This is a genomic window from Affinundibacterium seohonense (genome assembly GCF_014284305.1).
Lineage (GTDB): Bacteria > Pseudomonadota > Gammaproteobacteria > Burkholderiales > Burkholderiaceae_D > Undibacterium > Undibacterium seohonense.
Genome location: NZ_JACOFW010000002.1, coordinates 144,554 through 162,555, shown reverse-complemented (window position 1 = coordinate 162,555; position 18,002 = coordinate 144,554). Strand labels below are relative to the sequence as shown.

6 protein-coding genes are annotated in these 18,002 nt (G+C 46.5%); 2 read left to right on the top strand and 4 right to left on the bottom strand.

Annotated features, from left to right (window positions below):
* Positions 1-255 precede the first annotated feature (255 nt).
* Positions 256-2,970, top strand: a complete 2,715-nt coding sequence (locus H8K52_RS02735; RefSeq protein ID WP_186921195.1) for a TonB-dependent receptor — start codon at positions 256-258, stop codon at positions 2,968-2,970.
* An 870-nt stretch (positions 2,971-3,840) separates the two neighbouring features.
* Here the strand turns inward: H8K52_RS02735 and H8K52_RS02730 are convergent.
* The 4 genes from H8K52_RS02730 to H8K52_RS02715 form a co-directional block, all read right to left on the bottom strand.
* Positions 3,841-11,685 (bottom strand): DUF4214 domain-containing protein, encoded by a 7,845-nt coding sequence (locus H8K52_RS02730; protein WP_186921194.1) that lies wholly within the window; start codon positions 11,683-11,685, stop codon positions 3,841-3,843.
* Between the two features lie 325 nt (positions 11,686-12,010).
* Positions 12,011-13,378, bottom strand: a complete 1,368-nt coding sequence (locus H8K52_RS02725) for a tetratricopeptide repeat protein (protein WP_186921193.1) — start codon at positions 13,376-13,378, stop codon at positions 12,011-12,013.
* 144 nt (positions 13,379-13,522) lie between these two features.
* Positions 13,523-15,472: an adenylate/guanylate cyclase domain-containing protein gene (locus H8K52_RS02720; protein WP_186921192.1), complete on the bottom strand. Its 1,950-nt coding sequence runs from the start codon at positions 15,470-15,472 to the stop codon at positions 13,523-13,525.
* Between the two features lie 93 nt (positions 15,473-15,565).
* Positions 15,566-17,026: a FecR family protein gene (locus tag H8K52_RS02715; RefSeq protein WP_186921190.1), complete on the bottom strand. Its 1,461-nt coding sequence runs from the start codon at positions 17,024-17,026 to the stop codon at positions 15,566-15,568.
* Positions 17,027-17,260: 234 nt separating this feature from the next.
* Between H8K52_RS02715 and H8K52_RS02710 the strand changes: the two genes are divergently transcribed.
* Complete coding sequence (locus H8K52_RS02710) at positions 17,261-17,965, top strand: Crp/Fnr family transcriptional regulator (protein WP_186921188.1); 705 nt, start codon at positions 17,261-17,263, stop codon at positions 17,963-17,965.
* Positions 17,966-18,002: the final 37 nt, after the last annotated feature.

Here is an 18,002-nt window from a genome sequence, read left to right as displayed (position 1 = left end):
ATGTGGAAACAACGCTCTCGACATACTGCTACTAAGTTCATGAGTATTGCCGCTAGCATTTTTTTCGGATCAAAGTAATTACCCGAACAAATTGATAGCAATCAATGGCAATAAGTTGTAAGCATTTGTAAGTTTTCCCGGATATCGCCCACTTTGAATTGAAATCGATTGCTTCCTCAATTAGACTCACGCGCCAGAATGTACCTTCTTATAAAATGACAAATTGATTCATTATTTGCCCACTAAAAATAGACTATGAACAGATTACAAAGTTTTACCCGTAAGCCTTTAGCATGTGCTTGTTTATTGCTCTGTACCAGCTACAGCTCCAGCTTGTTGGCGCAGACCGTCGATACCGAGGCGCAAAGAGTCGAAGTGACCGGCTCAGCAATCAAACGTATCAATAGCCAATCTGCATTGCCAGTGCAGACCATTAGTCGTGGCGACATTGAAGCCTCTGGTACCACAACAGCGGCCGAATTAATGGCAAAAGTCGTTGGCAATATTGGCGCGTTGACCGATGGCGTCAGCCTCAATACTGGCGGCGATCAACGTGGCTTCAATTCGGTTAATTTGCGTGGATTAGGTAGCTCATCGACCTTGGTCTTACTCAACGGGCGCCGCCTCTCGAATTTCGCCTCGCCCGGCGATGATGCTGGCGTGGATTTAAATTCGATTCCAGCCGCTGCCATACAAAAAGTTGAGATCTTATTAGATGGCGCCTCCGCGCTCTACGGTGCGGATGCCATCGCGGGCGTGGTTAACTTCATCACCCGCAAAGACTTTCAAGGTGCAGAAATCAGCAGCCATATCGGACAAACCTTTGAAGGCGGCGCTGCCAAACGCACCCTGACCCTGAGTGGTGGCATAGGCAATCTAGAACAGGATGGCTACAATATCTTTGCCGTACTTGATGCGCAGCGCAATGGCAGCTTATTTGCCGCCAATCGTGAATTCATCGATGATCTAAAAGTGCCAGAACGTCTTGGACACTTATTGTCTGGGTTAAGTAGCCCGGCAAATATCCGTTTGACAGCCAAACAACTTGACCATTTACGTAAGCAAAATTTTGCAATCAATGGAACACCGATCAGCAATCGCGTGATCAACTTTTCCGCCCCCACTTGCAATGCTCCTGCCAACATCAATCTCCCCAAAGGCACGGCAGGTCCAAATGGCTGCACCTACAATTACATGAATGACACGGCGCTGGTTCCAGAGTCAGAAAAGGTCAATTTCTTAAGCCGTGCAGTATTTCAAATCGCGCCGCAACAGCAAGTTTATGCCGAACTTAATCTCGGCAAAGCAACGACCCACTACGTCACCTCGCCAACACGCGTGACCGCGAGTATTGACTACAAACTGGTACCGCAATTAGCGAACACAGGGTTAAACACCGTGAAGGATCCAGTACCAGGCCAACTAGCCGTGCGAATGCGCTTAGCCGAAGCGGGCAATCGCACTAACGAGGTAATCAGTGAAGGACAGCGCGTCTTGGTCGGCATGACCGGCAAATTCGAAGAGTGGGATTACGACACAGCGATCACTCAGAGCGCCAACACAGCACTGGATTTTGATAAACACGGCTATGTCTTACTCGACAAATTATTAGCGGGTATTGCCGACGGCACGATCAATGCATTTGGCCCATCCAGCCCAGCTGGCAAAGCCCTATACGACAGCATCCAAGTGAATGATGAGAGTCGCTACGCCCGCAGCACCATGACGTCGCTGGACTTCAAAGCCAGTCGTGCGATCATGCCTATGGATGGCGGCGAGATGAATTTAGCGCTTGGTGCCGAACTGCGACGCGAAACCAGCGTTTTCAGACCTTCCGCTTTGTTGAAGAGTAACAACATCAACAATGATCCAGCGCCAGAAGATGGCAGAAATACCCGTGACGCCCGCAATATTCAAGGTGTTTTTGCCGAGTTGCATGCGCCCTTCGCCAAAGATTGGGAAGCGCAATTCGCCGTACGACATGATGAGTATCAAAACGTCGGTGGTGCGACCAGTCCTAAGCTAGGCTTACTGTATCAGGCATCGCCAGATTTGTTACTCCGAGGTTCTGCTGGTAGCGGTTTCCGCGCGCCGTCCATGTCTGACCTGTATCGTCCAACCGTCGTGAGTTCCACGGCGACTTTGCCTGATCCCGTGCTCTGCAAGACTAGCAACAATGACTTGACCGCCTGCGCCGACAACTGGACGACTCGTCGTTTTAGCAATGCCCAATTGCAACCTGAACGTAGCCAACAATTTACACTCGGCGGTATCGCAGAGATCAACTCGCAATGGACATTGGGTCTCGACTACTGGCAGATTCAGCGCAGTAAAGTGATAAGCGAAATTGGTGATGACGTGATTCTGAGCAATTTGGATAAATATGGTAGCCTGGTCAAGCGCGGTAGCGACGGCAAAATTACCTCGATTGAGTTACGCAAAGACAATCGCGGCTCACAAAAATCTAGCGGTATCGATCTCAATCTAGATTTACACAAAATCCAAACCAGCGTTGGCAATTGGCATGCACACCTGCAAGGGACCTACATGCTCAAATCAAAACTACAAGTCAATCAAGGTGATGCCTATGTCAGCAATCTTGGCAAATTCGTGACCGAGGGTGCGGTACCGCAATGGCGTCATCACCTCGCCCTAGACTGGGAGCAAGGGGCGTTGGCGGTGCAATTGAGTAATACGTATTCGTCCTCTTATGAAGACCAAAATTCGGCGATCAATGTCACGGATGGTAAACGTGTTGCACCCAATCGCGTCAAGGCGTATTCATTATGGGATATGTCAGCATCATATCAATTGACTGCCTCGCTGCAATTACGTGCGGGCATACAAAATCTCTTGGATACACCGCCGCCGTACTCCAATCAAGCGTTCTACTTCATCTCTGGCTACGATCCTAGCTATACCGATCCACGTGGACGCTCGGCTTATGTCCGTGCGCAATATCGTTTTTAAGTGATCGTCAAATAGAGACCACGCTAAGGTCGCACTTCATCGGATTTCTAAAGACACAGGCTAGAAATCCAGTGAGGTGTGATCTAGGTAGTAGACAGCCTCACTCCTATTGCCGAATTTTGATTTGGTAATCCACGCCTTCAAGGATTGGCTGGCGCAAAGGTGAATTCTGAACACGGCATCAGGTCCAGTTTGATAGCAATAACGCTGGCGAGGATTCATTCGGGTTCGATGACGACTTGGTTAAATATCGATACCAATAGCAGATTGACGGACGTAGTTGTATCCATACACTCGGGTTGCAGACAGCATACATCGCTAGGTGCACCGACACCACATAGCATTTTCCATCTACCTACCAGTTTCTCTACGGTATTCTGAAGTGCTTTCTCATGCATCTTCAAACAGACATCGTTATCCCAATTTGATAGAACTCTGAATTGCCCGCTTTTCTTACATGCTCGGTAGGCATGACGACGCTGACTTCACTGTGATGCTCGTCATTCCTGCGTGCTTTTAGCAGGAATCCAGCGGTGTTGGTTGATCAAGGAAACAAGCTAAATGCTGACGAAGATCATGGGAATCCTAGCTTGTCAGTGATGATCGACATGCTACCGAAAGCATACCGCTTGACGCCTGTCCTTTTCCCCACGCAACAGACCCAATGCCCCATGCTGTTGTTCACTCAGATCACCGCATAGATCAATATCGCTCGGACTACAAATCGCGCAACAATCTTCCCCGCAAATCATTCCCAAGCACCAATAAAGAAAAAGGGCATGTCCATTACAGACATGCCCTTTTTCGATTTTCCTACCTACTCAGCTTAAGGCTTCTAAGCTGAGTAATTCATACAGTCTAACGATCTTATTACACCAAGATTGTTGAACCGAATGTCAAGGATGGAACACCAGTGATAACAACTGCAGATTGAGTTACTGCAACACCAGCGGCGTTAGAGTCCCACATTACCAATGTATCTGCACCACCAGCAGCTACTGTGAACGTACCAGCAACCCAGTTACCACGAACCATAGTCCATTCGTTGTCACCAACTTTTTGGTTAGTAGCAGTGTACAGAGCTGTCGGCGCATTCAAGCTACCCAAACCAAATGCTGTCAAGTCCAGGATGTCGTTTGCGTCGAAACGGATCACGTCTGCAGCGCCAGCTTGTGTGAATGTATCACCGTCGTTGAAACCAGCTGCACCAAGATCAGTGAAGTTGAACGCAACTGTTTGATTACCAGCTGTGTACTTGATCGTGTGTGCACCAACGTCGAAACCAGCAGCTGTCAAATCGATAACATCAGTAGTTGTAGTCGCAAACGCTGTACCGAAAGTGATCACATCAACGCCAGTTGCGTTCAATGTGTTCAATTGCGTGATAGTGCTTGTGCCAGTTACTGTTGCATCAGCTGTTGGACCGAATGTGATACCAGCAGATTGGAACGCTGTTGTGAGTTCAGTTACAGAACCAGTCACTGTCGTTACTGTGTTCGCATTGATGACACCTAAAGCTGTGATGAAGTCTAAGTTGTTCAATGCAGCTGCAGTAGTAGTTACATCGTTCAATGTCACGTTCACGGAAGCAGAAGTCAGGATTGCTGTTTGGTCAACCAGAGCAGCAGTTGCTTCAGCGATAGAACCAGTGATGGTTGTAGCGGCTGTTGCAGTAACCAAACCTGTTGTTGCAGCATTGATAGAGTTCAATGTTGCAGCAGCTACTGTCGCATCAGTGACTGTTACAGCAACGTTAGCCGCTGTAGACATTGTCGCTTGGTTATCCACTGCATTCAATACAGCAACAGCAACACCAGTGATTGAAGTGATTGCAGTTGCATTCACCAAACCAGTAGTTACACCGTCGATTGTATTCAAATCAGCAGCAGCAACACCTGCAGCAGCATCCAAAGTAACCAATACCGCGCCACCTGTAGACAATTGTGCTTGATCGTTAGTTGCGTCGATTACCGCAGCAACGGAACCAGTGATTTCTGTCACTGCAGTTGCATTTACCGCAGCGAGTGTCGCAGCGTCGATCGCGTTCAAATCAGCAGCAGCAGCAACACCAGCAGCGACCGTTACTACCAAGTTAGCATTGGTTTGCATTGTTACTTGATTGTCGATTGCGTTCTTAGCATCAGCGGCTGTACCAGTGATAGCAGTGATCGCAACAGCATTCACCAAACCATTTGTTGCAAAGTCGAGGCTATTCAATACTGTTGCTGTTGTTGTACCAGCATCCAATATCAACACAACGTTAGGCCCTGTAGCCATTTGTGCTTGATTATCAACAGCATTCAACACGTCAGCAGCTGTACCAGTGATAGTCGTGTATGCACCTGCATAAACGATACCAGTTGTTGCAGCGTCGATCGCGTTCAATGTTGCAGCGATACCGTTACCATCGTTAACCAAAAAGACATCAACATCAGGACGTGTATCTGTGTCAACTTGATCGTCGATAGCGTTCATCACTTCAGTTGCAGTACCGATGATCTCAGTAACTGCCAGTGCATTGACTGTAACACCTGAGTGGTTTTCGATGTTGACCAGATCAGCAGCTTGAGCAGTCGTACCTGTTACAGTGACTGGTGCGGTGGATGAGTAAGACAAATAAGCCAAACCAAACATGTTGCTCAAGTTATTAGCGCTACCAGTGAAGCCAGTTACACCAGTTGTTGCATTGATAATACCGCCAGTTTGACCAGCGATGTTCAATACATCAGCAGCAGCAACCAAACCAGACAACGTAACATTGACATAAGAGCCTGTATCGATCGTGTTTTGATCGTCCATAGCGTTCCATACGTCAGCGGAAGTGCCAGTGATTGTACCAACGTAGTTGTTCGCGTTGACAGTTGTTGTTGTCAATGCGTCGATCGCGTTCAAATCAGCAGCAGCAGCTTGTGCATCATAGATAATTGTAAAAACGTCAGGATTAACTGTCATCTCAGCTGGAGAATCCATGGAGTTCAATACATCAGCAGCTGTACCATAAACCATGCCAGCAGCAGTTGCGTTGACCATGCCAGTTGTGTTTGCGTTGATCGCATTCAACAGACCTGCTTCGACTTGAACAGAGCCTACTGCGCCGCTCAATTGCACTGCAACGTTAGCTGCTGTGTCGATCGTAGATTGGTCATCCAATGCATTGTTCAATTCGAACGCTGTACCAGTCAACAAGCTTACTGCAGTTGCATTAACCAAGTTAGTTGTCTTACCGTCGATTGTGTTCAAGTCCGCTGCATTTGCTGCACCGGCTGTCAATGCGACGCTAACTGCTGCGTTCAACACTGGTGTAGTACCAGCAGCGATAGTTGCAGCTGCATCAACGATTTCGTAGCCTGTCAAGCCCATAGCGTACTGGATAGCTGCAGAAGCGTATGTCTTGTCAGACAAGTTCTTCGCGCCGCCCAAGCCTTGCAATGGTGTACCAGCAGCAGCACCACCAACAACGCGGCTGTCAGCAACAACTTCCATACGCATGTCAACTGGATCCCAAGCAGCTTTCAATACGCCGTCTGGAGCTGTCAATGTGATTGTTGTTGCTGCGCCTGCTGCCAAGAAGAATGTCTTAGCCAAGAGAGCTGCAACTGTATCTGCGCCTGTGCTAGCATCATTTTTCAATGTCACGGCGTGTGGCATGTTGCCGTCGAATACGATTGCGTTCAATGATGTTACTTGAGCATAAGTCAAAGTCACTGCAGAGTGAACAACCAAAGTACCAACATTCAATGCTGCACCAGCGTTGATGTTGCTCAGATCAGCTGTACCGAATGCATGGATAGTATCCGTTGCATCTGCACCTGCTGAGTTGATCTTGTCGCCAGCATTAACTTCAGTAGCTGTGCGGCTAGACATCAATTCGCTTGCTGCGATCATCTTCGTATCAACTGCTGCCAATGTCGCGCCCAATACTGCTGCAGGAACACTGCCACCAGCTTGGTAAGCCGCTGCATAAGCAGAAGCGTCTGCTTCAGACAAAGAACCCAACAATACGAATGTGTCGTTACCAGCACCACCGTTCAAGTCATCAGAACCTTGACCACCGCGGATGAAGTCATTACCTGCGCCAGCTGTGATTGTGTAGTTGATGTCAGCTGCAGTGATTTTGCCTGCAGATTTGATCACGATGTCAGCACCAGTAGTGATGTCGCCGTTACCGTCAACGTCGATTACCAATTGACCAGAGTCAGCTGCATAGTAAGCATCACCCAATACTGCATTACCAGCACCAGTGTTACCTGCTAAGGAGTTGTCGCCGTCACCAGCTGTTGACACTTCTTTGAAAGATGCCAAGTTGATGAAATCTTGACCTGCGCTACCAGCTACAACGCCATCGATTTCGATAGTGTCATCAGCAGATACGAAGCCTGTGATCACGTCAGCGTCACCGCCGTTAGATTCAGTTACGGATGTGTAGTAGAACGTGTCTTCACCGTCGCCACCATCCAATGCATCTGCACCCAAACCACCGTTGATGAAGTCATCGCCGTCGCCGCCAGAGATAGAGTCTTTACCAACACCACCAACCAACAAGTCGTTACCTGCACCACCAGAGATCGCATCAGCACCCAAGCCGCCAACGATGATATCGTCGCCTGCATTGCCGTCTAATGTATCGTCTTGGCTGCTACCTGTGATGTCATCGTCGTTTTGTGTACCGCGAACGATCAATTTTGCATCCAATTCGCCTGCGCCATTGAATACCAAACCACCTGTATCACCTAAGTCGATACCAGCAACTTGTGTTACTGCTGGATCGCCAGAACCTTCGATTTCTTCAACAGCCAAGTCCATACCAGCTTCGTCGTCGTTCATGATTGCAGACGCGTCGAATTCTAATGTGGATTTGCTCCAGCTATTGTCAACAGTGACAGTGATTTGACCATTGTCGTTTGTGTCAGCTGCATCAGCAGAATCCAACAATGTAACTTTATCGATAGAACCAGTAGTAACTTCTAATGACAAATTGCCGTTAGCAGCACCGATGCTCTTACCAACTGTATTTGCTGAGTTAGCAGCTACTGTTGCTGTGATATTGACTGTAGCTTTGCTATCGCCAGTATTGAAGAAATTAACATCAGTACCTTTTTCCATGCCAACCATAACGTTCAAGTTGATCAAATCTTGATCTTGATCTGTATCTTGATTGTCGATAGTCAACGTCAACGCGCCAGACTTAGCTGCTGCGCCTTTGTCTGCTGTGAAGCTTGTTGTGGAATCCAAGTTCAATGTATTTGCTACTGTACCGTTGTTGTTAACAAAGTTGTTACCAATTTGTACGGTTGTAGTTTGTGCACCAGCACCTGTGAAGTAGATGTTTTGCAGGTTTGTGCCTGTAGTTGCAGCTGCTTCATCGATGATGATTGTGTTTGCGCCACCACCTTGTACTTCGATGCTTTCAACAGATTTGATCTTGTTGAATACGTCATCATCAGTCAAACCGCCCAATGCTGCGAAATTACCCAGATTGTCGTTACCGTTGATGATCATACGATCGTTACCAGAACCTGCATTGATTGCATCTGCTTCATCGATCGTGTCAACAGAATCAGCATCAGCTGGATCGTCAGACAAATCGTTAGCACGTACGTCGTCGCCGAACATGTTGATAACGTCATTGCCGCTACCAGTGTTGATGACGTAGTTGTTGCTGCCAACTGTTTTCAACTTAACATTTGCTGCGCCAGTTGCATTAACGCTGTCAGTAGACACGTTATCCAACACCAATGTTGTACCAGCTGTACCGCCTGTTACTGTCAATGATGTGTTAACAACTTTGCTGCCTTCAGACATTGCATCGGAATGCACTGCATCGCCGAAGTTGTTGAAATTGATGTAGTGACCTTGGTCGTCTGCAGCCAATTTAACTGTAACGTTTTCAACGCGCATGTCGTCGTCGTCAGTTTTAGAAGCAGCATTGCCAACTGTGTCAGTTGCTGTTGCGTTCAAGTTCAAGTTCAAATCGAATGCGCCGCTACCTTCAGCGATATTCAATGTGAAGCCTTCTGCGTGACCACGTGCTGCTGCATTGTTAACTGTCAAGTTGACGTCAACTGCTTCGTCGTCTTTCAACTTACCAGCAGAAACGCCAGTTGCTTCGTTTGCTTTCAATGTCAAAGCGATGCCATCACGGAAGTTATTCAGTGTGAATGCAGTTGCTTGACCAGCTTCGTAGATTTCAGTAGACGCATCTTGCAACATTGCGACTTCTTGAGATACGAGGTTGATTGCTGCCAACGCTGTGTCGAAACGCATTACGTCTGCAGTGATAGCACCGTCAGTTTCAACGTTGTCGTTTTCTGTCGCGCCAGTTGCTGTCGCAGTTCCCAAATCGATCTGATTTGCGACTGTGAAGTTTGCTGTTTCAACGCCAGTGATGTTAACGTTTGTATCTTTAGTTGCTGCGTCTGTAGCAGAAGTTACAGAAACTGCGTCCAATGCTGTTACGTTCAATACGTCGTTACCTGCACCAGCACGCAACTCAGCATCAGTGCCAACGATTGTTGTTGCCGCTGTTGCCAAAGACACTGCATCAGCGATCGTGATTGTATCGTCGCCGTCACCCATTTCAACGATAGCACCCAATACATCAACAGAACCGTCCAGAGCAACTTCTCTGAATACTGGTGTTGCTGCGCCATTCTTAACTGTGTCATCACCAGCCAAGATTGTGCCGCCGTTGATATCGATCTTCAATGTATCGTTATCTGCACCAGCATCAACCATTGCACCTTCAGCAACCGTTGCTACTGTGATTACGTCAGCGCCAGCGCCTGTGGAGATAGAAGCACCTTTAACGAAGTATGTGTCATCAACATTGCTGTCTGTCAATACGCCGTTGTTCCAGTCTTTGTTGTTCGACAAGTTTGCTACTGTAACTGTGTCGTCGCCTTCACCAGTTACAACAGAAGCTGCTGTCACTTCGCCGAATGTTGTGTTACCTGCCAATACGTCATCTGCTGTTGCCAACAAATCCGCTGCACGTACCAAATCTTTACCAGCGCCAGTGTTGATTGTAGAAACGCCTTCGACGTTTGTCCAAACTGCTGTAGTTGCACCGTTGTTGATCAACACGGAATCATCACCAGCACCAGTGCTGATATCACCAGCCAATGCTGTGTAAGTTTCGATGATGTCGTTGCCAGAACCAGAAGTGATGCTCACGTCTTTATCTGTACGGTTAGCGTATGTGCCAGAATTGTTTGCATCAGCTGCAGCTTGTACGCCCAATTTCAAATTGCCAGTCATTGCAGAAGCGTCAACAACCAAAGTTGTGCCAACGTCGCCATTGATTGTCAATTTTTCATCGATATGACCGTTCAAGCCGTCGATAGTCACGTTAGCTGCGCCAGTGATGACCAGTTTACGCAAATCGTTAGTGTTGATACCGTCGTTAGACGCTTGCAAAATATTGCGTTCATCAGCAGCGATCATCACTTCAGCATTTGCTACCAAGTTGATGAATTCTGCGCCAACTGCTTGCAAGTTATTGATTTCAGTCGTTGCATTTGCAGTGATGTTCACTGTTTGATTTGCAGGTGCCGCTGTTGTACCAGCTACATCTTCACGTTGGTTTGAACCAATTGTGAAGTTATCGATGTTGCTAGATTGAGCAACAGTTACATTGACTGTTTCAAAGCCGTAACCTTTGTCTTCACCAGCGTCATCGCCTGTTTCGCCGATTGTCAATACGCTCAAACGTGTGTTGCTCAAACCTACGTTCAATGCATTGTCAGTTGCCAACAGATTGTCTTCTTTGTACAGGAACTCAACTGTGCCACCGCGAGTCGCGTTAGATACAGAGATATCTGTAGTGGATTTGTCCAAATCCGTCATTTTTGTTGCCGCATTTGTTGCTGTGATGCGGTTGATATTCAAGCTCTTAACACCAGTAGCGTCTTGGAAATCGATACCAGTTGTGCCTGTAACTTCTACGTTGACTGTTTGGATATTAGTCAAGATAGGAGAAATCATGCCTTCTGCTGCATCGTTTGCTTGACCCAAAACTGCATTCAATGTTGGATTTACGCCAACACCTGTCAATGAATCTTCATCTTGCAAGCTGTTGATAAAGTCGTTGCCGCCTGGTGTGTACACTGGCTTAGCATTAAAGACGTTAGCACTTGCTTTGTCGATACCGTTTGTCAACGTGTAGCTTTGTGTACCATCGACAGCAGCCAATGCCAAAGCAGCACCGGTAGGACCTGTAGTTACCAAAGGCATCAATGTAGATGCGAATGCAACATCATTACCACCCAAATCAACTGCATAGTGCAAACCAACTGCAACTTTGTTGTTCAACAAAGATTGTGAAGCTAACGCTGCTGCATCTGTGCCGTTGTAGCCAACTACCGCTGCCAACAATTCAGTAACCACTGTACCAACAGCGTTCATTTTGCTTGCTGCTGTGCCAGTTGTAGATTCTGTATTCAAACGGCCAGTCCAGTAAGCCAAACCACCTGCATCTGGAGTACGACCCAATACGTTGACGTAGAACTTGGCAACGATTTCTTCGTTAGTCAAATAAGAAGGATAGTAAACGCGTGATGGCGCAACATTGAACATGTCTTGCGCGATCGTTTGCAACGACTTACCTTCGCCTAATTGCTGCACCCAGTAACCCAGTCCGCTTGCCTCTGGCGCGCGGCCAAAGAGAGAAACGTACAACTGAGTCACTTGCGTGCGCATTTGTGTAGTAACAGCCATGTGTGTAACTCCTAAAAGGAAATTAATATTAATTAAAGAAACTGCAAGTCAGCCATGTTGCGCTACTTGTCGAGCGTATAGTAAATACGCGCAACGGAAATAAACGTGATGTACATCACGTTTACAATCTTTTTTCGTAAAAACAACAAGTCAACTCACTTTTTTACCGCCTAACAAACTTTTTATTGTTTGAAACTAATATGCGCAGTAGTCCATGATTTTACTGCAGATCATGATTTCAATGTAAACACTTGTTTGTATGCACATTGTAAGAATTTACTTTAAGTGTAAATTTGCAGACAAAACTACCGCGCCGTTATGTGCGTCAGAAGCGCTTTTGCAGGCCGAAACTGGCAGTCTTGCCAGATTGGGTAAAGAGGGGAATGTTTGATCGTATCTTATTATCATCAACTCGCAAAAACAGATCCGTATCTGTATCGAGCGGGTAAGTTATTTGGGCGCGATAGATGTTGCGACGTAAATAACGAGCGGCGTTGCTTTCCAACAAAGCACTGTAACCACTGTCATCCTGCCCATTCGATATGTTTGCACTCAGATCCAAACGCCAATTGGCAGATAAAGATGTGCCCACCTGGACAATCAGGTCATGTTTGACGGTGCGTCCACCCGCTCTACTGCCTGTCGGTCTATCGTGGCCTGCCCGCAAAATCAAAGCGACGTGAGTAGGCTTTGGCAAGATGCGTACGTTGCAGGCGCCACCAAGTTGCAGCCAAGTGGTATTGGCATTTAATTCTTTTAAGTTGATATAGCGCCGCAACTCCAACTCGACACCTCCTCCATAGCGACAGCCCCACTGATTTCTCTCTAGGGAACCGTTAACGCGCATGCTATTGAGTAATGATTTGGCGGCTAAAGCATTGTAATCGGCCGTCATACTAATACTAGCTAACCCAAAATCGGTTGGACGTTGCAGTGCAAGATTACTACTCAACTCGACACTTGAAAAATTATGTTCAATTCGATATTGGCGTAGCTTAGCTGCCAAACCGAAGTCCAGCCCGAATGTTGCATAGTTTTGGTGAAACTGTGTATTTGCAGACATTTGTGCGAATTGATCGCTTCGCGCTTGATATTTAGGATCAAGTTTTAACTCTACGCGGTCTGCTCCAAAAGTTACTGGAATGACAGCAACTTGCAATCCACTATTCGCATTGCTGTCATAACCTAGCATGGCGTCAGTCGAAAAACGCCACTTACGATCCGCTCTTTGCATGAGCTCAATACGTTTCCTGTATGACTGCATCATTTTTTTTAAGGGCGCAGGCGGCGGGAAATTTGTCTCTATATAGTCAAAATAACTACTGGCACTGACGACGCTTCCAGATTCCAAGCTCGCAATCGCTAAATCTAGCCATGCACCGGCATTATTAGGCTCGATCAAAACTACACGCTCGAATGAAATTGCAGCCGAAGCATAATCTTTTTGTTGTGTTTGTAATACACCTAACAAATTAAAGAATATCGGATTGGCTTCATTGTCTGTTGCGCTTTTATTGAGCTCCTCAATCGCCTCTTTTAGTTTTGATTGCACAACCAAATCATACACATGCGGGAACGTCTTTAACTGCATCAAGATGTCTTGTTCTGTTTTGGAATTTTTTTGCGCGCAGGCGTGATCGACCCCGATGAATAACAGAGCGCAAGAAAAAAGAAAACTAAACAAAAAACGCATGAAAGAATTATGAATAAATTGATCTAACTTAGAGATACGGATTCTGCACACAGAAATCCGGCATAGCTGATTGTTGATAAGTTGAGAAAGTACAAACGGGTTAGTAAAGTCAGCCAAATTTTTGTGGACAGTCGTCGATAAGGATCATTCCAATGGAGAGTAAACGGAAACGGTCTTTTGGCGCCCTCTGATAGCAGCTTCTCCCAAATAGTCAAAATACTCAACACCCAATTTTTGTGCGCAGTGTTCGCCGACCAAAATATTTTTTGCATATTGCGCGGTGAGTCCTTCAATTCGACTTGCGAGGACAACGGTTTCACCAAGTGCAGTGTAGGTTCTGCGATGTTCAGAACCAAAATTACCGACCAAAGCAAAACCTGTTTCGACACCAATGCCAATACTAATTGGCTCTATCCCCAATTCTCTGCAAAAGTCACCTAGGCCTTGAATTCGCGCGACAATTTCTTGCGCTGCGGCACATGCATGCTGCGCATGTAGAGGGTCGTCATCTGGGGCATTCCAAAACGCCATTACGGCATCACCGATAAACTTATCAATAGTACCATGATGTTGCACTACTGAATCAGCCATTTCAGTAAATATTCTTTGCATGAGACTCGCAATCACTTCAGGCTTACATCGCTCAACCAAGCCTGTGAATCCACGAATATCGGCAAAGAGTACGGAAATTTCACGTCGGGATGCATCGATATTGGTGTCAATCGCGTTTCTTTTTCGATCAGTTAATGCCAACCTGCTTGCGACTTGTTTGGGCACATAAGCAGCAAGTAAGCCGATCACGCTGACCTTATCGCCAAACGATTTATGAAGCTCGAACAACAGGCAAAAAACAATCGTCAAGAAGGGAAATATTAAAAATGAAGACAAAGGAAGAATGATCTGGAACTGCCAAAAAATACTCACGGCAATTGAGAAGCCTGCGAGCAAAGAAAATAGAGCCCACATGGGATAGATCAATGTTGTTACCAAAGCTGATCTGATCGCTTTCAGCATACCAAATAACAACACAGAGAAAGGCAGCAATAAAAACAGCGTAAACAGTTGGGAATACTTCGGTATGTAAGGGAAGTGATTATCAAAAAGTGCGGATAGCACCTCCGCATGGGGCTCGATGCCCGATGCGACCTCCTTAATGGGCGTCGAAATCACGTCTGATGTACCAAGTGCAGTGGAACCAACCAAAGCAATGCTGCCCTTGATTACACGAGAGTCGACTTTGCGGTTTAAGATATCAGTCGCCGCGATAGCCAGCCAGCTATCTACATCGTGGCGATAAGGAATAGCGATCGTACCATCCCGGTTGAGCGGCACCTTAGCAACGATAGCATCAGCACCATCTTTAAGCCACATTTCCCAATAAGGCTTGAGCCATCCTGAGCCTCGATGAAACTCATAACGAATATCGCTCATTAAACCTGAGAAAGCGACTATTTCTAACAATGGCCGACAATTTTTGGATCCATCTTTAGAACAAATCACGGGGGGCAAGCGTCGAATCGTACCGTCCTCGTCGATCAATGGCGTAATGTGACCAAGTCGCCTTGGCAAAACCTTAGGATTGTTACTTGTGACGGGCACACCAAATGCTAAAGGAACACCATTCGAGAAAGTCATGGAATCCGCAAAATCTGGCAAATGCGTTAAGGCTGGCAGCTGCCTATTTAACAGATCATAGACGACAGCTCCTGTCACTTCGGGACGCTGAATTTGCTGCGCTAACAAGTTGTCAGATGTTTTTTCTTCTGGAAACACGATATCTAGCGCCAATCCCGACACGGCATACTCATCTAGAAGAATTTTCATCATTTCTGCAATCTTCTCGCGCGACCAAGGCCAAGGACCCTGCTCCAGAACGCTACGCTCATCGATGTCAATGATCACAAAACGTCGTTCTTTTAAGTCGAGATGATTTTTTTCAGCATGCCATTGCGCGATCCGTACGCTAATGCGAACACGCCAGTCATTCAGCGCATTGTCGAGTGGACGGATAATCTCTGGGAAAAAGTCTGCGCTAAGAATTGAGAGGCAAAGCGCGATCAATAACACCAGCAGGCGAATTTTCTCGCGAACCATATGGAAGCACTAAAAAAAAGAAATCAGTCGTTGCAACTGATTTCTTTTTGTTGTCATAGCCAAGCCTGAACGATAAGGCGCAACCAAAGGAGGCTATTGCACCCAGCGCGTTGCGCCAATTATCATGGCACCACCTGCAAGGCCACGTTGAAACAAGTAACCAGCTTGATCACTATTCTTAGAGAGCGTACCTGCTACCAACGTATCGGGTGAATTGACTTCACTCAGAAATAACCCTTGGAATGAAATTTTTCCAGCAGAGTGGATTTCCGTCGAATTAACACCACTGACATTGACAGTCAAACTTGTATCAAAAGTACGATTACCAAAATCAATTGTCAGACTTGGCTTCGCAACCGTACCCGCTGTGAGGGTTTGATCTGCACCCCGTAAATAAACTTCGGACTCGGCCAGCTTAAATTGAGCAACACCTGCGCTTGGCAAGACCACATCGCCTTTTTCACGGAACAATCCAAATACCACATTGGACATGCTGGTCTCACGATCAGGAGCGATGGCTGGATTGTAAGTTGAGCCATCACCGCCCGCTATTGCCTGCCAACGCCCCCACCAAATTTTTGCAGGAATAACAGGTTCTGGCTTCACTTCAACCGGTACCTCTGGCTTTGTTTCAACTGGAGGTACAACCACCACTGGATCAACAGGTGTCACGACAACTGGCTCAACAGGCTTAGGATCGACTGGCTTGGTAGGCTCAACTGGTTTTGGCTCAACCGGCTTACTATTGTTAATCGCTTCAATCTGATTAATTACTGAAGTTTCTTTCACAACCTGAGTCAAATCGCCCGGTACCACTGGCGTGGTCACGGAAACCGGCTTGTTATTTTTCTCTGGCATTGGCTCCTCTGGTCTAGGAGGAGACAACAAATTAGGTGAGGCCAGATTTTTCTCGTTTGGAATCAAGGTAGGCGCATCTTTGTGATTGCGCAATTCGAGATAGGCGTCGCGCATCGCCGCCGTCAACACTCTGGCAGTCGGTGTGTTGCATGGGCCAAACGAGGAGGACAAGCACTCATCATTTAAAGGCGTCATGACGATTGCACCGCTCTGTACCACCACACGCGTAACATTTTTCTCAGTTTGCACAACAAAGTCGGTACCGCGAATGCCGATCGCTGCTAAAGGCGTATTCAAGCGATAAGACTCTTTCGCGCTTTCACCAGCTTTACCTGTGATGCTTCGTGCAGTGCCTTGTTCTAAAACGAATTTGATTTTACTTTTTTTAGGCTCAGACGCATTAAACAGATATTCTTCAATTTTAAATTTCGAAGATGGGCGAATACTGACGAATGCACCATCTATCATTTTTAAGTGTACGTGTCCGTTGTCGCCAGTCAAAATCGTTTGACCAGCTAGAATATTGGCGCCGCGGCTAATAGCCTGCTTTTGACCTGAAGAGGATAAAGTGCTGGCATCGCCAACCATGAACGATACGGTGCCTGCGACTTCATTCGCATGAACAAATCCGGATAAGGTCGCGAGTAGTACCGCTAAAATCGCAACTTTATGAAATTGATATAAAAATCTTTGCATAGCACCAAACACTCCTCAAAACAGCTAAAATCACTTGAATCTATTTATACTCTCATTTCAGCTTATAAATATACACGCGATTTTACAACAGTTCATTTCATTTGTTGTTCTTGAAGCCGAAATTAAGTTTATTTTTCACTTTAAGTCAAGTCTTTGCGCCTCACTTGTGAACTAAACCATAAATTTTCTTTCCCAATCGACCTACTATCACAATACATATCGATTTAATAATTCATGCCAATTGCTTTAGAAATCGCTGCGAATATTCCCCTGTTTAAGGATTTTGATGAGCCGTCTTTAAAAAAAGTGGCCAATCTCATGTCTTGCAAAAGCTTTCAAAGCCATGACATTGTCATGCGCAAAGGGGACACTGCGGACAGCCTAGCATTTTTAATCAGCGGCAAACTACAAGTTGTTGATCTCAGCGAGGAAGGGCGCGAAATCGGTATTCACTTTATTCAGCCAGGGGCGTACTTCGGCGAACTTTCTGTCATCGATGGGCAGCCACGCTCCGCCTCAGTCATTTCCGTCAAGTTATCAGAGGTGGCTTTTTTGCCGAGCGGCCAGGCACGCGAGTTAATTTTCCATCACCCATTAATTGCAAAGCGATTGCTGACCCATTTCGCACAAATCGTACGTTCCGCCTCTAGCCAACGCACCTTACTGAGTATTCCAAACGCATTTCAACGGGTGTTCGCACAATTACAAACATTTGTGCGGGAATCTAAAGATGGCCAAGTCATTGAAGGATTGCCAAAGCAGCATGAAATTGCCATCATGGTCAATACCAGCAGGGAAACGGTCTCCAGAGCTATTCACACTTTGATGAAAATGAATATTCTTGAGAAACAAGGCACCATCTTAATCGTGCGCAAACCTGAACAACTCAAGCACGTTGCTACTGTTGGTGTGGACGATCCCAACACCAACAAGAAATAATTCCGACTACTGCTGATTGCGTTGACATTACCAGAGG

Coding starts and splice junctions, on each gene's coding strand:
- H8K52_RS02725 (WP_186921193.1), bottom strand. CDS start 13,378: ATGCGTTTTTTGTTTAGTTTTCTTTTTTCTTGCGCTCTGTTATTCATC.
- H8K52_RS02730 (WP_186921194.1), bottom strand. CDS start 11,685: ATGGCTGTTACTACACAAATGCGCACGCAAGTGACTCAGTTGTACGTT.
- H8K52_RS02710 (WP_186921188.1), top strand. CDS start 17,261: ATGCCAATTGCTTTAGAAATCGCTGCGAATATTCCCCTGTTTAAGGAT.
- H8K52_RS02720 (WP_186921192.1), bottom strand. CDS start 15,472: ATGGTTCGCGAGAAAATTCGCCTGCTGGTGTTATTGATCGCGCTTTGC.
- H8K52_RS02735 (WP_186921195.1), top strand. CDS start 256: ATGAACAGATTACAAAGTTTTACCCGTAAGCCTTTAGCATGTGCTTGT.
- H8K52_RS02715 (WP_186921190.1), bottom strand. CDS start 17,026: ATGCAAAGATTTTTATATCAATTTCATAAAGTTGCGATTTTAGCGGTA.